The sequence below is a fragment of the Pandoraea nosoerga genome (assembly GCF_902459585.1).
GTDB lineage: Bacteria > Pseudomonadota > Gammaproteobacteria > Burkholderiales > Burkholderiaceae > Pandoraea > Pandoraea nosoerga.
In genome coordinates this window covers 40247-64081 of record NZ_CABPSC010000021.1, presented here as the reverse complement: position 1 = coordinate 64081, position 23835 = coordinate 40247, and the positions used below count along the sequence as shown (strand labels likewise).

The window sequence follows — 23835 nt, the reverse complement described above, 5'->3', positions numbered from 1 at the left end:
CGTGGTGCCGGAGCTGACGAGCGCGCTGTAAGCGTTCGGCAGGCGCGGTGTTGCGCCACATTGCGCCACATTGCGCCGTATTGAAGTGACGCTGCGGGGGCGCTCCCCCCGCAGCCGATCCGCATGGGGAGATGCGCGCCCGGCAGCCGGGTGCGCTCGATGTCCTCATGCGAATCGGAAGGTAATCAAGGAACAGCAATGGACAACGTCGATTGCGTCGTGATCGGCGCGGGTGTCGTGGGATTGGCCGTCGCGCGGGCGCTAGCGCAGGCCGGCCGGGAAGTGATCATCCTCGAATCCGAGCGCGCGATTGGCACCGGCACGAGTTCGCGCAACAGCGAAGTCATTCACGGTGGCATCTACTACCCCCCCGGCTCGCGCAAGGCCACGCTGTGCGTGGAGGGCAAGCACCGGCTATATGAATACTGCGTGTCGCACGGCGTGGCGCATCGCCGCTGCGGCAAGCTCATCGTGGCGACGAACGACCATCAGCTCGACGAACTCGAAGCGATTGCCGCCAATGCGCGCGCGAGCGGCGTGGACGATCTCCAGTGGCTCACGGCCGCGGAGGTCGCTCGGCGTGAGCCCGCGTTGCGCACGTTTGGCGCGCTGCTCTCACCGTCCACGGGGATCGTCGACAGTCATGGCCTGATGCTCGCCCTGCTCGGCGATGCGCAACGCGACGGCGCAATGCTGGCGTTCGAGTCGAGAGTGACGCGCGCGCGTGTCGGCTCACCTGCCGGCATCGAACTGGACGTCCAGACCCAGGGCGAGACCTCCACGCTGCTCGCGAAAACGGTCGTCAACAGCGCCGGACTCCACGCTGTCGATCTGGCCCGGCGATTCGAGGGGCTTGCGCCGGCGCATGTTCCCCCGCGCTACTACGCGAAAGGCAGCTATTTCAGCTGTACGCAACGCGCGCCGTTCTCGCACCTCATTTATCCCGTGCCGGAACCGGGCGGGCTTGGCGTGCATCTGACGCTCGATCTCGGCGGGCAAGCGCGCTTCGGTCCCAACGTCGAGTGGATCGACGACATCGACTACACGGTGAAGCCGTCCGATGGCGACGGTTTTTACGAGGCGGTGCGGCGCTACTGGCCGACGCTGGCGGACGGCGCATTGCAGCCGGGGTATGCGGGAATTCGGCCGAAGATCAGCGGACCGGGAGAACCGGCGGCCGACTTCCGTATCGATGGACCGGCCGTGCATGGCGTCGCGGGGCTCGTCAACCTGTTCGGTATCGAGTCGCCCGGCCTGACGGCGTCGTTGGCCATTGCCGAAGCGGTGCGCGCAGCGCTGTGACGCGAGACGCGGCCGGTGGCCCGTCTCGCGCGTCGACTGCAATCTGGCTAACCCCGTGTTGCCTGCCCGGCGGCGCCGCGAACGATGCGCGGCATGCCTGCCGGGCGGGACGCGTTGCGTCCCTGGCGGATGTCAGTACGCCCGCTCAGCGGACGGCTACCGGGGGCTTCCACGAAGCCGGGTTCGTCCAGAACACGCCCCGCAGGCGATCGGTGTCGCCGCACGGCGTGCTGCGTGCCGGCTTGCTGATCTGGCCTGCGCAGGCGCTGATGTCGCGTCCGGATTGTTGCAGGCGTTTCAGAATCGTATCGAGCATGCCCGATTCGCGCCATTCGTTGAGCTTGCGGCGGCAAGTCGGCACGGAGGGGTACTGCATGGGCAGCTTGGACCAGCTCTCGCCAGTGAACAGCACCCACAAGACAGCATTGGTCAGCGTGCGCTGCTCGACTTGAGGGCGGCCTCGTCGTTCCGTACGGACCGGTCGGTCGCAAATCAGATCACGCAGGGCGTGCCATTCAACGTCGCTCAGTTCAGTAAACATAACACCTCGACCCAAAACAAACGGAGGCGCCGCAGGGGGCGAGTCCGGATTCCGCGATCTCGCACGAACCGGTGCAGTCTGGTGCGTACTTATCGTCGAAACTCGGCCAAGGCGGCGTCGATCCCCGATGCTGGAAACACAAGCAACAAGCATGCCAGGACATCGGGTTCTCTCGTGAAGAACGCCGCGGGCGGGTCGGACCACACTGCGAAGGGAGCGTTTGACCAGCAAAAAAACGCCCACTTGGCAGGTGGGCGCAGCTCCTGAGTGGCTATTGGGATAGGCAATCGCAAAAGCGTCAGGAGAAAAGGAATACGTGCCTTTTGGCCAGTCCGGATCGTTTGTTGTTCTCGGCTCTGGTCAGGGTGTCTCGCTCCACATGCGCCAGCTTGTCAAGCTTGCAGCCGCAATGATGACAAAAACGGCGGGTCGACGCGCTTCGGAATTACCCCCATTGCGGTGCATGGCGCCGGCCGAAGGCTGCTCGCCCAACAAGAGTGCCGGTCTGCGCCCCGATAGGGCACCGCGCCGCGAGAACGGGCGCAACCCGAGTGGGCGCAGGCGCAACCGTTATCGTCCGGTGAGAAAGTGGCCTGGTCCTGGCATGCGATACCGTCATGGTCGTGCAGCGGGGCCGTAGCCTATAATGTGCGCCTCCCATCGACATCGTCCATCGGCTGCGCGGAATCGCCGCCCGCCGGTCGGCGCCAGTGTGCGCACACGGCATGAGCAACGACAGCGGCAACAAGTATTCCGTTCCTGGTCTCGAGCGCGGGCTTCGCATTCTCATGACATTCTCGGCGCGCGAGCCGGTACTCGCGGGCGCCGACCTGGCCCGTCGTCTCGGTATTCCGCGCTCGACGGTTTTCCGTCTGTTGCAGACGCTGGAAGCGGAGGGCTTCATCGAGAAGGCGGGCGACGATCGCCACTACCGGCTCGGCGTGGCGGTGCTGCGTCTGGGGTTCGAGTATCTGAACTCGCTGGAGCTCACGGATCTGGGCACGCCGGTCATCGAGAAACTGCGCGACGCGACGGGTTTCTCGAGCCACATCCTGATTCTCGATCAGCGCGACGCGGTTTTCGTCGCGAAGGCGGCGAGCCGCGAGCTGGTGTTCGGCACGGTGCGTGTCGGTACGCGTTTGCCGGCGCACGCGACGGCCGTCGGCCACATTCTGCTCGGCGATTATTCGCTCGCCTCGCTCAAGCAACGGTATCCGGAGGGCAAGCTCGAGGCGTTCACGACCCATACGCCGACGACCGTCGACGCGCTCTACAAGGTTGTGCAGGAGGACATTGCCCGTGGCTACAGCATGAGCGAATCGTTCTTCGAGCAAAACATCTCGACCATTGCCGCCCCGGTGCGCAACCATCGGGCCCAGATCGTCGCGGTAATCAGCGTGACGATTCCGCAAGCCCGCGTGCAAGCGGATCTGCTCGGGAGCGGCATCGTCGAGAAGGTGGTGTCTGCCGCCGACGAACTCTCCCACAAGCTCAACTATCGCGCCGAGCGTTCGGCTCACGCGCTCGCCGCGCAGGAATAAGCGTTTGCCCTCCTGACGGGCCGGCCTTGTCGGCTATCGCGACCCGGACAAGTGCAAGCGGGTCAACGTGGCAGAACCCGCGAACATCCGCAACGGCGGCGCGCTGCTCGAGGCGAAGGCCGCACCGCAGGCACGGCAGAAATTTCCGTGGCGCAATCTGCTCGTCCTGTTTCGCACCGCCGGATCATTGTGGTCTGCGGCGGCCTGCTCTGCGGCTGGCTGCCGCGTCGCGGCGTCACCGTCGGCACGCGCGTCAGGCCTCCACGGCCTGACGCCGATAGTCGCCGGGCCGCACGCCGGTCCACTTGCGAAACGCGCGAAAGAACGCGCTCGGATCGGCGAAGCCCAATGACAGCGCAATCTCCAGCATTGGCTTCGATGTGTGGCACAGCGCGTGGATCGCCAGGTCGCGTCGCAACTGGTCCTTGATCGACTGGTAAGACTGGCCTTCGTCTTCGAGTCGCCGGCGCAGCGTGGACGGCGTTGTGTGAAACTCGCACGCCAGCGTCTCGAACGCCGGCCAGCTATCGGTGGGCATCGTCTTGAGCCGACGACGCACCCGTGCCACCATCCCCTTCGTGTTCTTGTACTTGAGAATGATGTTGGCGGGCGCGGCCCGCAGGAAGTCCTTCACCGTGACTTCGTCCTGGACCACGGGCAGGTCCAGGCACGACGCATCGAACTCGATCGCCGTGTGGGGCGCGTCGAATATCAGACGCGGCGCGTACATCGTGCGGTACTCGTCGCTGTAGACCGGCTCGGGATAAGCGAAATACGCCGTGCCCAAGGTGACGCGTCGTGCGATGAGCCAGCACGTCAGCGCATAGAAGAGAATGAGCAGCGTTTCATGCCCGAAGATGCGCGGCGAGCGCGCATCGGCCCGTTCATGAACCTCGAGCCGCGCGACGTCCCCGTCGCGAACCAGGCGCATTTCCAAGTCGTCGAGCAGCAGCGCCATGAAGCGCGTTGCGCGCTGCAGCGCGTGCTCGAGCGTGCGGCACGAAATCACGCTATGGCACAGCATTGCGAAGCTGCCCACTTTCATCCGCCGCGAATCCTGGCCGAAGAACTCGTCGTCCAGCGCGACACTGATGAGCCGCCACAAGTTCGCGTATCGGTCGGATGAGACCCGCGCCTGCGGATGCGCAAGCAACGAGGGAGCGATGTCGGCCGCCCGCAGCAGCGCCGTGACATTGCCGCCGAGCCGCTCGACGTGCGCCAGGGCATTGATGACGAAGTGAATCGAGATGCTGCCTTTTTCCATGCGTCGCGAAACGGAATACCGTAGCAGGGGGACGCAGGGATTCTAGCAGCGCGGCCCCCGCCGGCGCTTCCGGCCCCGTCCGAAAGGGGGCTCGGTGTATTCCGATGTCGCGCGCCAGGCCGGATGCCGGCGCTGGACCGGCTTATTTCGGCGCCATGCGCAGCGCGCCATCGAGACGGATGACTTCTCCGTTGAGCATCGTGTTCTCGACAATGTGGCGCACGAGCGCCGCGTACTCGGACGGCCTGCCGAGCCGCGGCGGGAAGGGCACTGACGCACCGAGCGCAGCCTGCACCTCGGGTGTCATGCCAGCCATCATCGGCGTCTCGAAAATGCCCGGTGCGATCGTGACGACGCGCACGCCCACGCGCGCGAGCTCGCGCGCAGCCGGCAGCGTCAGGGCCGCGACGCCGCCCTTGGACGCCGCATAGGCCGCCTGTCCGATCTGTCCGTCGAAGGCGGCGACCGACGCCGTATTGACGACCACGCCGCGCTCGCCCTCGGCGTCGGCCTCGCCGCCGGCCATCGCCGCCGCGGCGATCCGCAGCACGTTGAACGTCCCGATCAGGTTGACGTTGATGATTCGCGCGAAGCTGTCGAGCCGGTGCGGGCCTTGTTTGCCGAGAATGCGCTCGCCAATGACGAGCCCGGCGCAATTGACCACGCCGTTCAGGCCCCCGAAGGTTTGCGTGGCCGTTTCCACCAGACGCTGCACGTCGTCTTCGCGGGTGATGTCGGTCGCGACGAAGCGGGCGGCTTCGCCCAGTGCGTCCGCCTGTCTGGCGCCGGCGTCCACGTTGACGTCGCCAAGCACGACCTTGCCGCCTGCATTGACGAGCATGCGCGCAGTGGCGGCGCCCAGACCCGACGATGCGCCGGTCACGAGAAAGACACGATCCTTGATTTGCATGGGCTGCGGTTCCTGTGTAAGTGTGCTGCGTAAATGCTCTGCGTAAGTGCTTTGTGTAAGTGCGCTGTGTAAGCGCGTTGCGCAAATGGCTGCGCAAATGGCTGTGTAAGCGTGCTGCACAAGCGTGCGAGTACCGGATCAGCCTGTCCCGCGGGCCGGGCCGGCCCGGGCCGCTTCGCACGTCTCGGCCGAGAACCGGTCGATCAGGCCGTGCCGACCGGTCGCGACGCGCCGGCCGAGGCCTGCGCCGCCTTGGCGATTTCCTGGTTGCGAAGAATGAAGCGTTGCAGCTTGCCGCTCGGGGTCTTGGGCAGTTCGGCGACGAACTCGACCTCGCGCGGATACGCGTGCGTGGACAGACGATGCCGCACGTGCTCCTGCAACTCGCGCGCCAGCGCTTCGGTCGGTGCGAACTGCGGATGCAGCACGACGAACGCCTTTACCAACTCCGTGCGCTCCGGGTCGGGTTTGCCGACCACGGCCGTTTCGATCACCGCCGGATGCTCGATCAACGCGCTCTCCACATCGAACGGGCCGATGCGGTATCCGGCGGAGGTGATCACGTCATCGTTGCGTCCCACGAAGCTGATGCTGCCGTCCTCGTTGCGCTCGACGGTGTCGCCCGAGAGGTAGTAGTCGCCCACGAATGCCGGCGTCTCGCGCTCCCAGTAGCCGGTGAACCACATGAGCGGCGACTGCTTGCGATCGAGCGCCAGCACGCCCGGCTGGCCAACGGGGCACTCGCGACCTTCGTCGTCGAGCACGACCACGCGGTGGCCGGGCGAAGCAAAGCCCGCCGCCCCCGCCTGCACGGGGTGCGCGAGCGCGTGGTGATTGCACACGACCATGCCGAGTTCGGTCTGTCCGTAGTGATCATGAATCGTCACGCCGAGATGCTCGTCGAACCAGCGGATGACCTCGGGGTTGAGCGGCTCTCCGGCACTCGACACGGCGCGAAGCTGTCCTTTCACCGGCGCGGCTGCCCGGTCCCCACCGGCGATCAGGAGCCGGAATGCCGTGGGCGAGCCGGCCAGGTTCGTGATGCCGAGCTTGCCGATGATGCGGTAGGTGCTCTCGACGGTGAACGGGCCATCGTAGAACGTGGTGGGCACGCCCAGCGCGAGCGGCCCCGTCACGGCATAGTAGAGACCATAGGCCCAGCCCGGATCCGCGATATTCCAGAACGCGTCGCTCGGACGCAGGTCGACCGCGTCGCGCATGTAGCCAACGAATGCCATGATCGCGCGCAGCGGCACCATGACCGGCTTTGCCGCCCCGGTAGTGCCCGACGTAAACATCATGAGGAACGGATCGTCACCGCGTCGCAGCACCGGCGCGAACGTCTCGCCGTGGGCCTCGACTTCATGCCAGAAGCTGAAGTCGCCGCGCCGCACGCCCTGTCCGCGCGCACCGCCGACCGTGGCCACCGGCGGGCAATGGGCGACTTCGTCGAGCTTGGCGCGATTCGCGCCGTCGGTCACCACGAGCTTGCTCTGCGCGCTGTGCAGGCGATGCTCGATTGCCTTCGGGCCGAACGCGGTGAAGAGCGGTTGATAGACAGCGCCCGCCCGCCATGTGCCGAGAATCGTCACGAGCAACTCGGGCGTGCGCGGCAGCAGGCCGCTCACGCGGTCGCCGGGTTGCACGCCCTGTTCCCGCAGAAAGTTGGCAAAGCGTGCGGAAAGTTCTTGCAACTGGCGATACGTCCAGGTCTGGCTCGCCCCCTCCTTGCCTTCCCAGAACAGCGCGATGCGGCCGGGAAGGGCGTGGCGGTCGCAACACTCGATGCACGCGTTCATTGCGTCGAGATTGCCGGCAAGCGTGGCACGCACGGTTGCGTCGAGATCGAACGCCCGGTAGGCGTCGGCGTAGTCCACAGTCATGGGTCGTCTCCTTTAGTCGAATGCGGGCCGGCAGGGTACGCCGACGAGCAAGGGGCTTCGGCGGGCGGCTGCGGCTTCCCCGGGCGCCGTCTTGGGCAGGCGCGTCGCTCTCGGGGACGATGGCGAAATTCATCCTAATGCGCCCTGTCGGCGCCGGGCAATGTCCAAACGGGTCAGAGTGGGTGATGGATTTATCCACCCGGGCCGGCCGACGCCGCGTCCGCCGGCGCGCACCGGCTGGCGGGGCACCGGCCGCGGCAAGCGGAAATTCGGGGTTGTCCGAGGCGGCGATCGGACGTCTCCGATGGCAATTCCGCTCATCCAGTTTGCTGTTTTTGGCTATGGTGCCAAAGCGCGGCGATCCCTAAACTGGACCCATCGACACGACAGGCGCCAGCGGGCCGTTCGGATCCCGTGAGGGCGCAGGAGACAGACCATGGATTTCTATACCGAAGACCAGCGCATGATCCGCGACATGGCGCGTGCGTTCGCCACCGAACAGCTTGCTCCGAACGCCGCACAATGGGATCGGGATTGCGCCTTGCCCGACGCCATGGTCGCCCAGATGGGCGAATTGGGTCTGCTCGGCATGATGGTGCCGGAAGAGTTCGGCGGCTCGTACACGGACTACACGGCCTACGCGCTCGCCATGGAGGAAATCGCGGCGGGCTGCGCCTCCACGGCCACGATGATGTCCGTTCACAACTCCGTCGGCTGCGCGCCGATTCTGAAATTCGGCACGCAGGCGCAGCGTGAGCGCTGGCTGCCGGACCTGGCTGCTGGTCGCAAGATCGGCGCCTTCTGTCTGACCGAGCCGCAGGCCGGTTCCGAAGCACACAACCTGCGCACGCGTGCGGAGCGCCGCGGCGATAAATGGGTGCTCAACGGCAGCAAGCAGTTCGTGACGAACGGCAAGCGCGCGGCACTCGCGATCGTGTTCGCGGTGACCGACCCCTCGGCGGGCAAGCGCGGCATCTCGGCATTCATCGTCCCGACGAACACCAAAGGATTTGAAGTCGGTCCCCCCGAGCACAAGCTGGGCATTCGGGCGTCCGACACATGCCCGATCACGTTGGTCGACTGCGAGGTCGGCGACGACGCGCTGCTCGGCGAACCAGGGCAGGGGCTCAAGATCGCGCTGTCCAATCTGGAAGGCGGGCGCATCGGCATCGCGGCGCTCGCCCTCGGGGTCGCGCGCGCGGCGTTCGAAGCCGCACTGCGCTATTCGAGCGAGCGCCAGCAGTTCGGCAAGCCGATTCGCGAGCATCAGAGCATTGCGAACATGCTGGCGGACATGAGCACGCGCATCAACGCGGCGCGCTTCCTGATCCTGCACGCGGCGGCGTTGCGCACGCAGGGCTTGCCGTGCCTGTCGGAGGCGTCGCAGGCGAAACTCTTCGCATCCGAGCTGGCCGAGTGGGTGTGCTCGCACGCGATCCAGATCCACGGCGGATACGGCTATCTGCAGGACTATCCGGTCGAGCGGCATTATCGGGACGCCCGCATCACGCAAATCTACGAGGGCACCAGCGAGATTCAGCGTCAGGTGATCGCCCGCGCACTGGAGTGAGGCGCCGCCGCGGCGTTGCGCGCCGGCAGGGCGCACCGGCTGGGCGCACCGGCCCGTGAGACGGGAACCGGCACGGCCGGCTGGCGGAGTGCGAAGTGGTGGCCGAAGTGCGGGCCGACGTGGGGGCCGAAGTGCGGGCCGCAATGGGGGGCCGAAGTAGTGACCGAAGTGGGGACCGAAGTAGTGACCGAAGTGGGGGCTGAAGTGGAGGAGGAAGGGAATCTGCAAGATGGCGCGGTTCGGGCCCAGGACGAAGTGTTGTTCGAGGTGGTCAACGGCTTCGGCGTGATCACGCTGAACCGGCCGCGCGCACTCAACGCGATCACGCACGGCATGGTGCGTGCAATGTGGACGCAGCTCAACGCCTGGGCCGTCGATCCCGCCGTGCATGCCGTGCTCATCGAAGGCGCGGGCGAAAAGGCGTTCTGCGCGGGCGGGGACGTGCGCGCACTGTACGACAGCCGCGTGAACAACGCGACCGCGCATCAGGCGTTCTTCGTCGAAGAATACCGCCTGGACTACCTGATCCACCGCTATCCGAAGCCATACATCGCGCTGCTTGACGGCATCGTGATGGGTGGCGGCATGGGCGTAGCACAGGGCGCAGGCCTGCGGATCGTGACGGATCGCACGCGTCTGGCAATGCCGGAAACGGGCATCGGGCTGTTTCCGGATGTCGGCGCAAGCTGGTTCCTGGGCCATCTGGCGCCCACGCTGGCCCGCTACCTCGGGTTGTCCGGCGCTACCCTCACCGCCGCCGATGCGCTGTACTGCGGCCTGGCCGACGTCTGGCTCGAGGGCGACGCCCCCGAGCGATTCAGGCGCATGCTGCGCGAATACGACTGGTCGGCGGCCGTGGCAGGCAAAGACCGGGAGGGAGGGCCGGCCCGGTCGGGCGCGCGGAGGGCGCTAGGCGGGGCCGCGGACCCGACGCATCTTCTTGGCGCCCTGCGCGCGGCCATTCTGCCATTGGGCCGCACTTGGGCGGACGACGCTCCGCTTGCCCAGGTCCGCGCGACGCTCGACAGGCACTTCAGCGCCCTCGACGTGTCGGCCATCGTGGCGTCGCTCGCCGAGGACGTGCATACGCCTTGGGCGGCCGACACGCTCGCGCTGCTGCGGCAGCGCTCGCCGCTCAGCCTGTGGGTGACCGACCGGCAACTGCAGAAGGGGCGACGCCTCGATCTGGCCGATGCCTTTCGGATGGAACTGGGGCTCGGCCACCACGTATTCGCATCGGGAGACTTTGTCGAGGGCGTGCGCGCGCTGCTGATCGACAAGGACAAACAGCCGCGCTGGCGTTATGCCACGCTCGACGACGTGCCGGCAGCGCAGGTCGATGCCTTCTTCGTCTCGCCGTGGCCGGACGACGCGCATCCACTCAAAGCGTTGGGAGACGATTGAACTCGGGCAAACGCATGCGACAATGCCGGTTTTGCGGGGGACCGCACAATCCGTTGGAGTCCAGATGCTCGTCGAAATTGCCCGTCTGCTGCTAGACCTCGTTTTCTCGCTATTCGGCGCCTTGCTGTTACTTCGCGTGTGGATGCAGATGACACGCCTGCCGCCGCGTAATCCGCTCTCACAAGGGATTTTCCAGTTCACCAACTGGATCGTGCTGCCGTTGCGGCGCGTCCTGCCGGGCGTCGGCGGCATCGACTGGGCGTGCGTGGTCGGCGCCTGGCTGTGCGCCGTCGTTTATCTGGTGCTGATCACGGCGGTGGTCGGGGTGTCGCCGGTCACGGTATTCCCGCGTGGCTTGCTCGTCGCGCTCGTGCTGGTCGCGAAATGGGGGGCCAACCTGGTCATGTGGCTCACGCTGCTCATGGCGGTGCTGTCCTGGGTGAACCCGCGTGCCACGGCGATGCCGATTCTCCAACATCTGCTCGACCCGCTGCTGCGTCCGCTGCGCCGCGTGATCCCAATGCTCGGCGGCTTCGACCTCTCGCCGCTGGCACTGTTTGTTCTGATGCAGATTCTGTTGATTGTGCTGGCTCGCTTAAGCCTCTTCTTCGCGATGCTCTGATCGGCTCAGCCGATCCGTCCGATCCATCCGATCGCCCGAGCCGGCAGGCCGCGACGCTGCCTGCCGTGCCACGGCCTCGTCACCGTGCCCGGCGGCAGCGGCAGCACCGAGATCGCGAGCCCCATGGCCGGCGTGGCCGGCATGGCCGACATGACCATCGCCGCGATAGCGGGCGACGAGAGCATCGCGATCGCTGCGTTTCTCGCGATCCTCGCTGCCATCCGCGGCGACTTCCTTTGCACCGGGACGCTGGCCCACCGCAATTGTCTCGTTCGTCACCGCGCGCTGCGCGGCCACCGGCGTCGACCGCGGCACACCTTTGCGTCCTCATGTCGAAGGCGCGAGCCCCAAGCGGCGCAGCACGCGATGACCGTCCTCGGTCACTGTCACTCTGGCTTGGCCTTCGTTGACCGCTACGTGGACGAGGCGCGCCTGTTCCAGCGCGGCGAGATCGGGCCGTTCGAGCGCGTCGGCGTCGATGGGTCCCAGGGATGCGGCCGCCAACAGCAGCGTGGCGATTTCATGCGGGCTCAGCATGGTCTTGCTCCTCGAGGCGAATGCTTCACGTCAGCGTAGCGGGCACATGTTCGCCCACCACTACGCCATGTTGACTGCACGTTACGACTCGCCTCCGACCAAGCCTCCCCAGGCGGTCACACGACTGTCCTGTGAATCTGTTGCGTGAGATTTGCGGCCCCACCACGCACGCGGCGGGGCGGGAAAGACAAAGCCGACAAGGTCAATACGGGCGCTGCGTTGTCTTTGCCGCACTCCAGACATCGGATTGCCTAGCGCCCGGCAAGTTCGTGCATTCGGGTTTCCCCTAGTATGCCCGTATTTTACGTATCAAGGCGGCCCTTCCCCCTTGTTTTGACAGGGTTTGCAAGGAGGGTGCGAGGCTGTCGCACGCGCTCTGGCGCCATTTGAACTATTTTTTTTCTTTTGACGGGGTGGCGATGAAAATATACTTTCCTCCACTCCGAAGGATTGCCTGCATTCATGATCCACGCCGAATCGTTGCCCGCCGACTTGCCGCTCACCGAGCGCATCGTGCGTGCCATGCCCGATCTCACGCCAGCGCAGCAGCGCATGGCGGCGTTCGTGCTCGAGAACACGTTCCGCGCGGCGACCATGCGTATCGACGAGTTCGCGAATGCAGTCGGCGTGTCGCTCGCCACGGTCAATCGCTTCGCCCGTGCGCTGGGCTTTGACGGTTATCCGCAGTGCCGTGCCGCAATGGTGCGCGGCTTCGAGGCGACGCTCGCTCCCATCGAGAGTCTGCGCACGAGCAAGGCGCAGGCGAGCGCCAGTGCCGACGTGATGGCCGCATCGCTGGCCCAGGCGATGGAGAACCTCGACTGGACGCGTCGCTCGCTCGACGCCGGCACCTGCGAGCGCGCCGTCGACGCGATCCTGCACGCGCACCGCATCTACGTGGTCGGGCTCGGCGCCAGCGGCTATCTCGCCGGGCTGCTCCATCACGGCCTCGATCCGTATTGCGAAAACGTGCAGGCCGTGGTCGGGGCGGGCGGTTCCACGCATGCGGCGCGCCAGCTCTTCAAGCTGCGCGAAGGCGATCTCGTCATTGCGCTCGCCTTCCCGCGCTACGTCTCCGACACCATTACGCTGTGCCGCCGCTTGCGCGGTCGCGGCGTGCCGGTGCTGGTGCTCACCGACAGCCCGACCTCGCCGTTGGCGCCGCTGGGCGACATCGTGATCTTCGTTCGCAGCAAGCCGCGCCTGTCGAGCAACTCCGAAGCGAGTGTGCTCGCCATGATCGACGCACTGTGCGACGCCGTCGCGCAACGCGCCAAACACGCCGTCGACCGGGCAACCGAGCTGACCGATTTCCTGTTGCCGTGGCTCGACTCCGCGTCCCTCGCACCCGTGGGCTCGGCGAGCGCCGTGGCGCAGGTCGCACCGAACCCGGCCGCCGCCTCGCGCGTCGCGCCCGGCAATCAGGACAGAAAGGACAAAGCCTCATGAGTCATGCACAACGCGCGGTCATCGCCATTCACGGTGGTGCCGGCACCATCAGCCGCGACACGTCGCCCGAGGAGGTCAAGGCCTATCACGAAGCGCTGGCGGACGTGCTGCGCGCCGGCCAGGCGGTGCTCGCGGCGGGTGGCTCGGCCTTGGACGCCGTGACCGAAGCCGTGCGCCATCTCGAGGATTGCCCGCGCTTTAACGCCGGCCGCGGCGCCGTTTTCACTCACGAAGGCACGCACGAGCTGGACGCCGCCATCATGGACGGCGCCACGCTCGACGCCGGCGCCATTGCCTGCGTGCACCGCGTGCGCAATCCGATTCTGGCCGCACGCGCCGTGCTCGAGCGCAGCCCGCACGTGCTGCTCGTGGGCGAGGGCGCCGAGGCGTTCGCCGCGGCCCATGGCGCGGCGCTGGTCGATCCGGCTTACTTCTACACGCAAGCCCGGTACGCCCAGTGGCAGCGAGCGCTGTCCGAGGCGGCCGTCGCGCTCGATCATGACTTTCCGCTCAAGAAGGCGCCGATCGATCCGGACACGAAGTTCGGCACGGTCGGTGCCGTGGCGTGCGACGTCGGCGGTCACGTCGCAGCGGCCACGTCCACCGGCGGGATGACGAACAAGGCCGTGGGGCGCGTTGGCGACTCGCCCCTCATCGGCGCGGGCTGCTACGCCAACGACGCCACGGCCGCCGTGTCGGCCACCGGCACCGGCGAAGCGTTCATCCGCACGGTCGCCTGCTACGAAGTGGGCGCCCTCATGGCCTACGCCGGCCTGTCGCTGGCCGACGCCGCCGAGCGCGTGATCCGCGAGCGTCTGCCGCGCGTGCAGGGCCGGGGCGGTCTCATCGCCGTGGACGCGCAGGGCAACGTGGCGTTGCCGTTCAATACCGAAGGGATGTATCGCGGCGTGGCGCGCGTGGGCGAGACGCCCGTGACGGCCATCCACGAATGAACGCGGCGCCCGGGACACCAACCGGCCGCGCGCGCATCGGGACCGGGTTCAGCAAGAGAAGACGAGTGAGGACAGGCGTGGCAGAGCGTAAGACAACCCCGACGATTTCGTTGCCCGACGAGCGCGTGCTCGCCGTGAGCGGCCTTACCGTGCAGTTCGCGACGTCCGAGCGCGTGGTCACGGCCGTGCGCGACCTGAGCTTCCACGTCGACCGTGGCGAGACGCTGGCTATCGTGGGCGAATCCGGCTCGGGCAAGTCGGTGACCTCGCTGGCCGCCATGCGTCTGGTCGAGAACGGCGGCGGGCGCATCACGCAGGGCTCGATGGTGCTGCGCCGGCGCAACGGCACGCTGGTGGATCTCACCCGCGCGAGCGCCGGCACCATGCGCGGCATCCGCGGCGCGGACATGGCGATGATCTTCCAGGAGCCGATGACCTCGCTCAACCCGGTGTTCCCGGTGGGCGAGCAGATCGCCGAGTCGATTCGCCTGCATCAGGGCAAGGACGCCACCGCGGCACGCGCCGAAGCGCTGCGCATGCTCGAGCTGGTCCGCATTCCCGAGGCGCGGCGCGTGCTCGGCCGTTTCCCCCACCAGCTCTCGGGCGGCATGCGCCAGCGCGTGATGATCGCCATGGCGCTCTCGTGCAAGCCTGGCCTCCTGATCGCAGACGAGCCGACCACCGCGCTGGACGTGACGATTCAGGCGCAGATCCTGCAACTGATCCGCGCGCTGCAGGATGAAATGAAAATGGGCGTGGTGTTCATCACGCACGACATGGGCGTGGTCGCGGAGGTGGCCGACCGCGTGCTCGTGATGCACCGGGGCGATCAGATCGAGGAAGGCCCGTCGCAGGCGATTTTCGACGCGCCGCGCGAGCGCTACACGCAGGCGCTGCTCTCGGCCGTGCCGCGCCTGGGCTCGATGCAGGGCACCGACTTGCCCGCCCGCTTTCCGCTGCTGCGCTACGACGCCCCGGCCGATGCCATGCCGGCCCCCGAAACCCCGCAGCCGACGGTCAGGACCGACGCCGGCCCCATCCTGCGCGTGAAGGATCTCGTGGCGCGCTTTGACGTGCCGTCGGGCTTCTTCGGGCGCGTAAAGCAGCGCGTACACGCCGTCGAGCGCGTGAGTTTCGAACTGTATCCGGGGGAAACGCTCGGCCTGGTGGGCGAGTCGGGCTGCGGCAAGTCCACGACCGGACGCGCGCTGCTGCGGCTCGTGGCGAGCCAGGGCGGCTCGATCGAATTCGCCGGCCGGCCGATTCACGACCTTGCGGGCCGCGCGCTGCAAACGCTGCGCCGCGACATCCAGTTCATCTTCCAGGATCCGTTCGCCTCGCTCGATCCGCGCCTGACGGTAGGCTTCTCGATCATGGAGCCGCTGCTGGTGCACGGCGTGGCGAGTGGCGCCGAGGCCGAAAAGCGCGTGGCCGAGTTGCTCGAGCGCGTGGGCCTGCCGGCCGATTACGCGCAGCGTTATCCGCATGAATTCTCCGGCGGCCAGCGCCAGCGTATCGCGATCGCGCGCGCACTGGCGCTCAAGCCGAAGGTCGTGATCGCGGATGAATCCGTCTCGGCCCTCGACGTCTCCGTGCAGGCGCAGATCATCAACTTGATGCTCGACCTGCAGAAGGAGTTCGGCATTGCATTCCTGTTCATCTCGCACGACATGGCCGTGGTGGAGCGTATCAGCCACCGCGTGGCGGTGATGTATCTCGGCCAGATCGTCGAAATCGGGCCGCGCCGAGCGATCTTCGAGAATCCGCAGCATCCGTACACGAAGAAACTCATGTCGGCGGTGCCGATCGCCGATCCGGCGCGCCGCCACGCCAAGCGCGAGTTGCTCACGGAGGAAATTCCGAGCCCCATTCGCGCGATCGGCGACGAACCGCAAGTGCAGCCGCTGGTGGAAGTCGGCGCCGGACACTTCGTGGCGCGTCACCGCGTGGCCGGCACATATTGAATTTGCCGGGGCCGGGCCCCGGCACATCCGGCAGCCAAGGCAGTACCCCGCAGTTGCAGTCGTCGTCAAAATTGCCCGCCAAGGGACGCAGTCACTGACTCGCCCGCGGCGACCCCGTCAGACCAGAAGGAGAAAGACAGATGTCGAAAAACGCTTTGTTGGCCGCTCGCTGGAAAACCGCGTTCGCGTCCGCCGCCGTGGCCTGCGCCGTGCTCGGCGCCGCCCCGGCGTTTGCCGCCAAGGATGTCGTGATGGCCGTGCAATCGACCTTCACGACGATGGACCCATACGATGCGAACGACACGCTGTCGCAAGCCGTGGCCAAGTCGTTCTATGAGGGCATGTTCGGTTTCGACAAGGACATGAAGCTCATCAACGTGCTGGCCGAGAGCTACACGGTCTCGCCCGACGGGCTCGTGTACACGATCAAGCTCAAGTCCGGCGTGAAGTTCCAGGACGGCACGAACTTCGATGCCGCCGCCGTCAAGGCGAACTTCGACCGCGTGACGAACCCGGAGAACAAGCTCAAGCGCTACAACCTGTACAAGGAAATCGCCAAGACGGAAGTGGTCGATCCGCACACGGTAAAGTTCACGCTCAAGGAGCCGTTCTCGCCGTTCATCAACACGCTGGCGCACCCCTCGGCCGTCATCATCTCGCCCGAGGCGCTCAAGAAGTACGGCAAGGACATCGCCGCGCACCCGGTGGGCACGGGCCCGTTCGAATTCGTCGAGTGGAACCGCACCGATCACGTCAAGGTGAAAAAGTTCGACGGCTACTGGAAGAAGGGCTATCCGAAGGTCGACACCATCACGTTCAAGCCGGTGGTCGACAACAACACACGCGCGGCCGTCATGCAGACGGGCGAAGCAGGTTTCGCCTTCCCGGTGCCTTATGAGCAGGCCGAAGGCCTCAAGGCCAGCGGCAAGGTGGACGTGATCGCCGGCCCGTCGATCATCCAGCGCTACATCAGCTTCAACACGAAGCAAAAGCCGTTCGACGACGTGCGCGTGCGCCAGGCGATCAACTACGCCATCAACAAGGAAGCGCTCGTGAAGGTGGCGTTCTCGGGCTACGCCACGCCGGCCGATGGCGTCGTGCCCAAGGGCGTGGACTACGCGACCAAGACCGGCCCTTGGCCGTACAACCCGGCCAAGGCCAAGGAACTGCTCAAGGAGGCCGGCTACCCGAACGGGTTCGAGACCACGCTGTGGTCGGCCTATACGTACACCACGGCACAGAAGGTGATCCAGTTCGTGCAGCAGCAGCTCGCGCAAGTCGGCATCAAGGCGCAGGTGCGTGCGCTCGAAGCCGGCCAACGCGTCGAGCTGGTCGAGTCGGCGCCCGATCCCGACAAGGCGCCCGTGCGTATGTACTACGTGGGCTGGTCGTCGTCGACGGGCGAGGCCGACTGGGCGCTGCGTCCGCTGCTGTCCTCGGAGTCGTTCCCGCCGAAGCTTTTCAACACCGCGTATTACAAGAACGATGCCGTGGACGCGGACTTCAGCAAGGCGCTGCTCACCACCGATCGCGCCGAGAAGACCAAGCTCTACACGGACGCGCAGCAGAAGATCTGGAACGATGCGCCGTGGGCGTTCCTCGTGACGGAAAAGCTGCTGTATGCGCGCAACAAGAACCTGTCGGGCGTGTACACGATGCCTGACGGCTCGTTCAACTTCACCGACATCTCGATGAAGTAAGCACCGCCGCGCGGTGTGCGGGGCCCGCGCCGCCGCCTTCACGGCGGGGGCGCGGATTCCGGCGCGGCCCGAGGGCCGCGCCGCAAGACCTGGTTTGGCAAGACGTTCGGCAAGATTGCGATGCTCACTTACTCTCTCAAACGCCTGCTCGGCCTGATCCCCACGCTGCTGATCGTGGCAGTGCTGGTGTTCGGCTTCGTGCATATGTTGCCGGGCGACCCGGCGCGTCTGGCCGCGGGTCCGCAGGCGGACGAGGCAACCGTGGCGCTGGTGCGCCAGGATCTCGGGCTGGACAAGCCGCTGCTCTCGCAGTTCACGCACTTCATCACGCATGCGGTGCGCGGCGATTTCGGGCTGTCGATGCGCAGCAAGCAACCGGTCTCGGCGGAGATCGGCAGCCGCTTCATGCCCACACTGTGGCTCACGGTGGTGAGCATGGTCTGGTCGGTGATCATCGGCATGGCGCTCGGCGTGGCATCCGCCGTGTGGCGCAATCAATGGCCCGACCGGCTCGGCATGACGCTGGCGGTCTCGGGCATCTCGTTCCCGGCATTCGCCATGGGCATGCTGCTCATGCAGATCTTCTCGGTGCAGCTCGGCTGGCTGCCCACGATGGGCGCCGATTCCTGGAAGAGCTACATCCTGCCGTCGATCACCCTGGGCGCGGCCGTCGCGGCCGTCATGGCGCGCTTCACGCGCTCGGCCTTCGTCGAGGTGCTGCACGAGGACTTCGTGCGCACGGCGCGTGCGAAGGGCCTCAACGAAATGCGCGTGGTGTTCAAGCACGCGCTTCGCAACGCCATGATCCCCGTCGTCACCATGATGGGGCTGCAGTTCGGTTTTCTGCTCGGCGGCTCGATCGTCGTTGAGGTGGTGTTCAACTGGCCGGGGCTCGGACGCCTGCTGGTCGATTCGGTCGAGATGCGCGACTACCCGGTGATTCAGGCGCTGGTGCTGTTGTTCTCGCTCGAGTTCATTCTGATCAACCTCGTGGTCGACGTGCTTTATGCCGTCATCAACCCGACCATTCGCTACAAGTGAGGCACGCACGATGAACGCGGGTCAACCTACCACGGCCGCCCCTGCGGCGACTTCCGTCGGCAACCATCGCGTGCGCACGCCGTGGCGCGAGTTCTGGCGCAAGTTCAAGAAGCAGCACATCGCCCTCGTGGCCGGCGTGTTCGTGCTGGCGCTGGTCGTCATCGCGATCCTCGCGCCCCACCTCGTGCCGTTCGATCCGGAGAACTTCTTCGACTACGACGCCCTGAACGCGGGGCCGTCCGCGAAGCACTGGTTCGGCGTCGATTCGCTCGGGCGCGACATTTTCAGCCGCGTGCTCGCCGGCACGCGCATCTCGCTTGCCGCCGGCTTCGGCTCGGTCGCACTCGGGGCCGTGGTCGGCACCGTGCTCGGGCTGCTCGCGGGCTATTACGAAGGCTGGTGGGATCGCATCGTCATGCGCATCTCCGACGTGCTGTTCGCTTTCCCGGGCATCCTGCTCGCCATCGGCGTGGTGGCCGTGCTGGGCAACGGCATGATCAACGTGATCGTGGCCGTGGCCATCTTCTCGATACCGGCTTTCGCGCGCCTGGTGCGCGGCAACACGCTCGTGCTCAAGCACATGACGTATATCGAGGCGGCGCGCTCGATCGGGGCGTCGGACTGGACGATCATCATGCGTCACATCCTGCCGGGCACGGTCTCGTCGATTGTGGTGTACTTCTCCATGCGTATCGGGACGTCGATCATCACGGCCGCCAGCCTGTCGTTCCTCGGTCTGGGCGCGCAGCCGCCCACGCCCGAGTGGGGCGCCATGCTCAACGAAGCGCGCGCCGACATGGTCAACGCCCCGCATATCGCCATCTTCCCGAGCCTGGCCATTTTCCTGACCGTGCTCGCCTTCAACCTGCTGGGCGACGGCCTGCGCGACGCGCTCGATCCGAAACTCGACCGGCATTGACGGAACTGCCGCGCCCTGCGGCGGATGCAAGCCATGACGCCTACGTCGGACCCTCGCGAAGCTCTGTTCGGCGCCCCCTACGTGGGGCTGCTGCCCGCCGGGCCGCGTCACGCGATCTCGGACGTGCCCGGCGTCTACGTGGGCCATGCGACGCTCGCGGACGGCCCCCTGCAAACGGGGGTGAGCGTGGTATGCCCGAGCCCGGCGGCAAGCGCCACGGCCGCGGCCACCGGACCGGCCGCGCACTGGGACCCGTTTCGCGCCAAGGTGCCCGCGGCCGCGGCGGTGATCAACGGCTTCGGCAAGAGCGTCGGCCTGATGCAGATCGACGAGCTGGGCGTCGTCGAGACCCCTATTGCGCTCACCAACACGTTCTCCGTGAGCCATGTGGTGCTCGCGCAACTGCGCGCGGCCATCGCGGCGAATCCGGACATCGGGCGCGCAGGCGCGTCGCTCAATCCCGCCGTGTTCGAATGCAACGACGGCTACCTGAACGACATGCAGGCATTCGGCGTGAGCGAGGCGCACTACGCGCAGGCGCTCGCGCAAGCCTCGCCGGATTTCGCGCAGGGCGCGGTCGGCGCAGGCCGCGGCATGTCGAGCTTCGGGCTCAAGGGTGGCATCGGTTCGGCCTCGCGCATCGTCGAGACGGCCGGGGCGACCTTTACCGTTGGCGTACTGGTGCTGTCGAACTTCGGCCGGCCGTCGCAGCTGGTCATTGCGGGGCGCCATGTCGGGCCGGTGCTCGACGCGCGGCTCGCGCAACCCGAGCAGAGCGCCGCACCCGAGCGCGGCTCGATCATCATGCTGGTTGCCACCGACGCGCCCCTCGATGCGCGTCAGTTGCGCCGCGTTGCCGCGCGCACCGGCGCGGGACTGGCACGCACCGGCTCCGTGTACGGTCACGGCAGCGGCGACGTCGCGCTGGCGTTCACGACCGGATATACGGTGCCTTACGACGCGCAGGGCCGCGTGGCGCCGGCGGCGCTCGTTCCCGATGCCCTGCTCGACCCCATTTTCCAGGCTACGGCGGACGCCACCGAGCAGGCGATCCTGCACGCGCTCTTTGCGGCCGAATCCGTGCTGGGGCGCGACGGCCATGTGCGCCGCGCACTCGCGGACGTGCTGCCCGACTGGGCCGCGCTGTAAGCCTGTCACCGGACATGTCGACATCATGCGAATCCTGATCTCCGCCGATATCGAAGGCGTCGCGGGCGTCTTTCACGCCGAACAGACCCGCGCCGGCAACGGCGAATACGAACGCGCCCGCCGCTGGATGACGCGCGAAGCCAACGCGGCCGTCGAGGGCGCCTTCGCGGGCGGGGCCACCGAAGTCATGGTCAACGACTCGCATGGCGGCTTTCGCAATCTGTTGCCCGACGAACTCGATCCGCGGGCGCGCATCGTGCTGGGCAAGCCGCGCTATCTCGGCATGGTCTCGGGCGTGGAGGCAGGCTGCGATGCGGTTTTCATGATCGGCTATCACGGCAAGGCGCAAAGCGCGGGAATCCTCGCGCACACCATCAACAGCTTTGCCTTTGCCCGCGTGTGGCTGGGCGGCGCGGAGGCGAGCGAGGCCATGCTCTACGGCGCGCTTGCCGGCGAGCGCGGCGTGCCGGTGGTCATGGCCAGCGGCGACGACGTCTTCTGTGAGGAGACGCAACTGGTTTTCCCGCATGCCCGCTTCGTGCAGACGAAGGCGGCCTGGGGGCAGGGCAGCGGCATGACGCTCACCCCGAGTCAGTCGTGCGATCTGATCCGCGAGGCGGCGAAGGAGTCGCTGTCGGACCCGCGCAAGTGGCATCCGTATGTGGTGCCGACCCCCGTGGAGGTGCGCTTGCAGGCGCAGACCACGGCGCTCGCCGACCTGTTCTGCCAGTGGCCGACGCTCGAGCGCGTGGATGGCGTGACGTTGCAGTACGAGGCGGCGAGCGTCGAGGCGGCCGTGCGCGTCCTGAACTGTCTGTCCGCCATGTCCTTCATGCTGCGCTGAGCACCCCGCGAAACCCACCGGTGCTCGCGGCAAGTCCTTGTATTCCATGGGTTTTCAGGGTTTTCGCCCGCCTGCGAGCCGACATTCGGGCCGCAGTACGCCTGCCGAGCACCATGCCGCGGGCCGGGCACCGGCGCCGTTCGCGCTCCGTTCGTGCTCCCTTCGCGCTCCCTTCGCGCGCCGTCCTCGCCATGTTGCCGGGAAGCCACTGCGTCAGGGTTTGCCGGATCAGGCGGCCCGCAAGCGGCGTGCGATAATCCGTAATATTTTGTAACAGCCACACCGTCGTCCCGACGGCATCCTCGGATTATTGAGCGCCGGGCAGCTCCCGGCGGGGAATCATGGAAATCAGAAACGCCCGACGTTGGGCGGAGCCCGGCGCCAAACGCTACGTCGGCGCGTTAATGGTGGTATTTGCTGCGTTTCTTCTGCGCAGCCTGATGCACCCGGTGCTCGATCATGCCATGCCGGGCGTGTTCTTCGCCTGCGCGGTCATCATCGTCGAGTTCACCTGGGGGCTGGGGCCGGCCATCATGGCAATGCTCATCAGCATCCCGATCTTCGATTTCTTCTTCGTGCCGCCGTTTCGCGACATCGCCATGCTTGACCGGCGCGACGTCATGATCGTGACCGGATTCCTGACGATCACCCCGCTCGCGGTCGTGCTCATCGAGCGCCTGCGCCGTGCGCAGTATCGCGCCGAGCTGATTGCCGAAGTCGCGCAGACGCGCTACGACATGTTGCTGCGCGCGGAGAACGAACGCATGGTGCTGTCCGATTCGGTCCAGCTCGGCAACGCGCTGATGACCTATCTGACGAAGCACCTCGACACCATCTTCTATCTGGCCAACCCGGCCACGCATTACGAGTTCGTCGACGAGCATTTCCGCCGCGCGACCGGCGTCACGCCCGAGGTCGTCAAGCGCGACGGACTGCGCGCGCTGCTGCATCCCGAGGACGCGGCGCGCCTGGCGGGACTCTTCAGCGCGGACGGCGAGCGTCCGCAGCACGGCGCGCACAACCTGCGCATCCGCACGCGCGAAGGCGGCTATGAGGTGTTTCATTGCGAGTTGCAGTATTTCCGCGCGCACGTCGGCACCTATGTCATCTTGCGTCTGCATGCCGGGCCGACGGTGCGTCCGGTCACGCCGTTGCATACGCTCGCGCCGGCGGCGAACGCGGGAGAAGTCAGCGAGGCGCCGATCGTCTCGGGCGGAGTTTGAGCATGTTTCAGGAATCGATTTTCTACAAGGGCGGCTCGCATGCCGTGCTGTTGCTGCCGGGACTGTCGAGTACGCCGCTCGAAATGCGCCCGGTCGCCAAGGCGCTGCATCGCGACGGATACACCGTGTGCGTGCCGCACATCGAGGGCTATGGGCTCGGTACGCCATGCACGAACTGGCGCGCGTGGATCGCCGCCGCGCGCACGAAGTATCGCGAGCTTCGCGACACGCACGTCACCGTGTCGGTGTGCGGGCTGAGCATGGGCGCGACGCTGAGTCTCGCCGTCGCCCAGGAGGAGCCGGACGTGACGGCGCTCTCGCTGCTCGCGGTCACGCTGGTGTATGACGGCTGGACCATTCCCTGGTATTACCCGCTCATCGATCTCGTCTATCACACGCCGCTGCGCAATCGCTATCGCTATCAGGAGAAGGCGCCGTTCGGCCTGAAGAACGAAGCGCTGCGCGCGCGCGTGGCCAAGTCGATGTCCGAGCACGACGCCTCCGAGGTCGGCGCCGCCTCGCTGCCGCTCGCCCATCTCTACAATGCGCGGCGTCTGGCGGCTCACGTGCGCGAGCGCCTCGGGCGGGTGACGGCCGATTGCCTCATCATTCACGCGGTCGACGACGATACGTCGAGCCCGCATAACGCGCGCCTGGTCTACAACGGCGTGTCGTCCGCAGTGAAGCAGAAATGCCTGCTCGGCGAGAGCTATCACATCCTCACGATGGACAACGAGCGCGAGACCGTCGCCGACGAGACGCGGCGTTTCTTTCGCGACGCCGTGGCGCGCCGCACCGGCGCGGCGAGCTCCGAGACACGCATCATTTCCAAGGCGCTGCTGCGCGCCAGACGCCGCCAGGCAGCCGCCTGAGATCCGGCGAGCGGCCTGCCCGGGCGGGCGGCGCCAGTGTGAACCTCGCGAGATGTCATCAAACTGCCATCGCTGGCCGGTTATGGTCGGGGTTTTCCGATCCAGCCGCTCGCACGCAAGGCGGGGCGGCGCTGCGCATCTCCGGCC

At 66.7% G+C, this 23835-nt stretch carries 21 protein-coding genes; 15 read left to right on the top strand and 6 right to left on the bottom strand.

Going from position 1 to position 23835, the window contains the following annotated elements:
* The first annotated feature begins 198 nt into the window (after positions 1-198).
* Positions 199-1302, top strand: coding sequence for an NAD(P)/FAD-dependent oxidoreductase (locus PNO31109_RS20680; protein WP_150557320.1), 1104 nt, complete (start codon positions 199-201; stop codon positions 1300-1302).
* Between the two features lie 145 nt (positions 1303-1447).
* Here PNO31109_RS20680 and PNO31109_RS20675 read toward each other — a convergent pair whose 3' ends face one another.
* Positions 1448-1843: a transposase gene (locus PNO31109_RS20675; protein WP_024788698.1), complete on the bottom strand. Its 396-nt coding sequence runs from the start codon at positions 1841-1843 to the stop codon at positions 1448-1450.
* A gap of 725 nt (positions 1844-2568) precedes the next feature.
* Here PNO31109_RS20675 and PNO31109_RS20670 point away from each other — a divergent pair.
* Entirely contained in the window at positions 2569-3384 is an 816-nt protein-coding gene (locus PNO31109_RS20670; RefSeq protein ID WP_150557318.1) for an IclR family transcriptional regulator, read from the top strand.
* Between the two features lie 253 nt (positions 3385-3637).
* On the opposite strand, the gene PNO31109_RS20665 is transcribed toward PNO31109_RS20670, so the two are convergent.
* From PNO31109_RS20665 to PNO31109_RS20655, 3 genes are all read right to left on the bottom strand, one after another.
* The gene (locus PNO31109_RS20665) at positions 3638-4648 is read right to left on the bottom strand and encodes an AraC family transcriptional regulator (RefSeq protein ID WP_150557317.1); all 1011 of its coding nucleotides are present in this window, start codon (positions 4646-4648) and stop codon (positions 3638-3640) included.
* Between the two features lie 142 nt (positions 4649-4790).
* Complete coding sequence (locus PNO31109_RS20660; protein WP_150557316.1) at positions 4791-5558, bottom strand: SDR family NAD(P)-dependent oxidoreductase; 768 nt, start codon at positions 5556-5558, stop codon at positions 4791-4793.
* Positions 5559-5761: 203 nt separating this feature from the next.
* A complete protein-coding gene (locus PNO31109_RS20655; RefSeq protein ID WP_150557315.1) occupies positions 5762-7441 on the bottom strand; it encodes an acyl-CoA synthetase in 1680 nt (559 codons plus the stop codon).
* A 436-nt stretch (positions 7442-7877) separates the two neighbouring features.
* On the opposite strand from PNO31109_RS20655, the gene PNO31109_RS20650 reads away from it, so the two are divergent.
* The 3 genes from PNO31109_RS20650 to PNO31109_RS20640 all read left to right on the top strand — a co-directional run bounded on the left by PNO31109_RS20650 (position 7878) and on the right by PNO31109_RS20640 (position 11037).
* A complete protein-coding gene (locus tag PNO31109_RS20650) occupies positions 7878-9011 on the top strand; it encodes an acyl-CoA dehydrogenase family protein (protein WP_150557314.1) in 1134 nt (377 codons plus the stop codon).
* A 168-nt stretch (positions 9012-9179) separates the two neighbouring features.
* Positions 9180-10415, top strand: coding sequence for an enoyl-CoA hydratase/isomerase family protein (locus tag PNO31109_RS20645; protein ID WP_244958220.1), 1236 nt, complete (start codon positions 9180-9182; stop codon positions 10413-10415).
* A 64-nt stretch (positions 10416-10479) separates the two neighbouring features.
* Positions 10480-11037 carry a YggT family protein gene (locus PNO31109_RS20640; RefSeq protein WP_150557313.1) on the top strand — a complete coding sequence of 186 codons (558 nt, stop codon included), beginning with the start codon at positions 10480-10482 and terminating at the stop codon, positions 11035-11037.
* 5 nt (positions 11038-11042) lie between these two features.
* On the opposite strand, the gene PNO31109_RS20635 is transcribed toward PNO31109_RS20640, so the two are convergent.
* Complete coding sequence (locus tag PNO31109_RS20635) at positions 11043-11258, bottom strand: hypothetical protein (RefSeq protein ID WP_150557312.1); 216 nt, start codon at positions 11256-11258, stop codon at positions 11043-11045.
* 106 nt (positions 11259-11364) lie between these two features.
* Positions 11365-11574 (bottom strand): hypothetical protein, encoded by a 210-nt coding sequence (locus PNO31109_RS20630; RefSeq protein WP_241013803.1) that lies wholly within the window; start codon positions 11572-11574, stop codon positions 11365-11367.
* Positions 11575-12036: 462 nt separating this feature from the next.
* On the opposite strand from PNO31109_RS20630, the gene PNO31109_RS20625 reads away from it, so the two are divergent.
* The 10 genes from PNO31109_RS20625 (at position 12037) to PNO31109_RS20580 (ending at position 23688) form a co-directional block, all read left to right on the top strand.
* Positions 12037-13023, top strand: coding sequence for a MurR/RpiR family transcriptional regulator (locus PNO31109_RS20625; RefSeq protein WP_150557311.1), 987 nt, complete (start codon positions 12037-12039; stop codon positions 13021-13023).
* The gene (locus PNO31109_RS20620; RefSeq protein ID WP_150557310.1) at positions 13020-13976 is read left to right on the top strand and encodes an isoaspartyl peptidase/L-asparaginase family protein; all 957 of its coding nucleotides are present in this window, start codon (positions 13020-13022) and stop codon (positions 13974-13976) included. The genes PNO31109_RS20625 and PNO31109_RS20620 overlap by 4 nt, the downstream gene beginning before the upstream one ends.
* Positions 13977-14086: 110 nt before the next feature.
* A complete protein-coding gene (locus PNO31109_RS20615) occupies positions 14087-15940 on the top strand; it encodes a dipeptide ABC transporter ATP-binding protein (protein ID WP_241013823.1) in 1854 nt (617 codons plus the stop codon).
* A 140-nt stretch (positions 15941-16080) separates the two neighbouring features.
* A complete protein-coding gene (gene gsiB / locus PNO31109_RS20610; RefSeq protein WP_150557308.1) occupies positions 16081-17640 on the top strand; it encodes a glutathione ABC transporter substrate-binding protein GsiB in 1560 nt (519 codons plus the stop codon).
* 120 nt (positions 17641-17760) lie between these two features.
* Complete coding sequence (gene gsiC / locus PNO31109_RS20605) at positions 17761-18681, top strand: glutathione ABC transporter permease GsiC (protein ID WP_150557307.1); 921 nt, start codon at positions 17761-17763, stop codon at positions 18679-18681.
* A gap of 10 nt (positions 18682-18691) precedes the next feature.
* Positions 18692-19600 carry a glutathione ABC transporter permease GsiD gene (gene gsiD, locus PNO31109_RS20600; RefSeq protein WP_150557306.1) on the top strand — a complete coding sequence of 303 codons (909 nt, stop codon included), beginning with the start codon at positions 18692-18694 and terminating at the stop codon, positions 19598-19600.
* A 33-nt stretch (positions 19601-19633) separates the two neighbouring features.
* A complete protein-coding gene (locus tag PNO31109_RS20595) occupies positions 19634-20749 on the top strand; it encodes a DmpA family aminopeptidase (protein ID WP_370750492.1) in 1116 nt (371 codons plus the stop codon).
* Positions 20750-20774: 25 nt separating this feature from the next.
* A complete protein-coding gene (locus PNO31109_RS20590; RefSeq protein WP_150557305.1) occupies positions 20775-21593 on the top strand; it encodes a M55 family metallopeptidase in 819 nt (272 codons plus the stop codon).
* 341 nt (positions 21594-21934) lie between these two features.
* Positions 21935-22816, top strand: coding sequence for a DUF4118 domain-containing protein (locus PNO31109_RS20585; protein WP_150557304.1), 882 nt, complete (start codon positions 21935-21937; stop codon positions 22814-22816).
* A 2-nt stretch (positions 22817-22818) separates the two neighbouring features.
* A complete protein-coding gene (locus PNO31109_RS20580; protein ID WP_150557303.1) occupies positions 22819-23688 on the top strand; it encodes an alpha/beta hydrolase in 870 nt (289 codons plus the stop codon).
* Positions 23689-23835 lie beyond the last annotated feature (147 nt).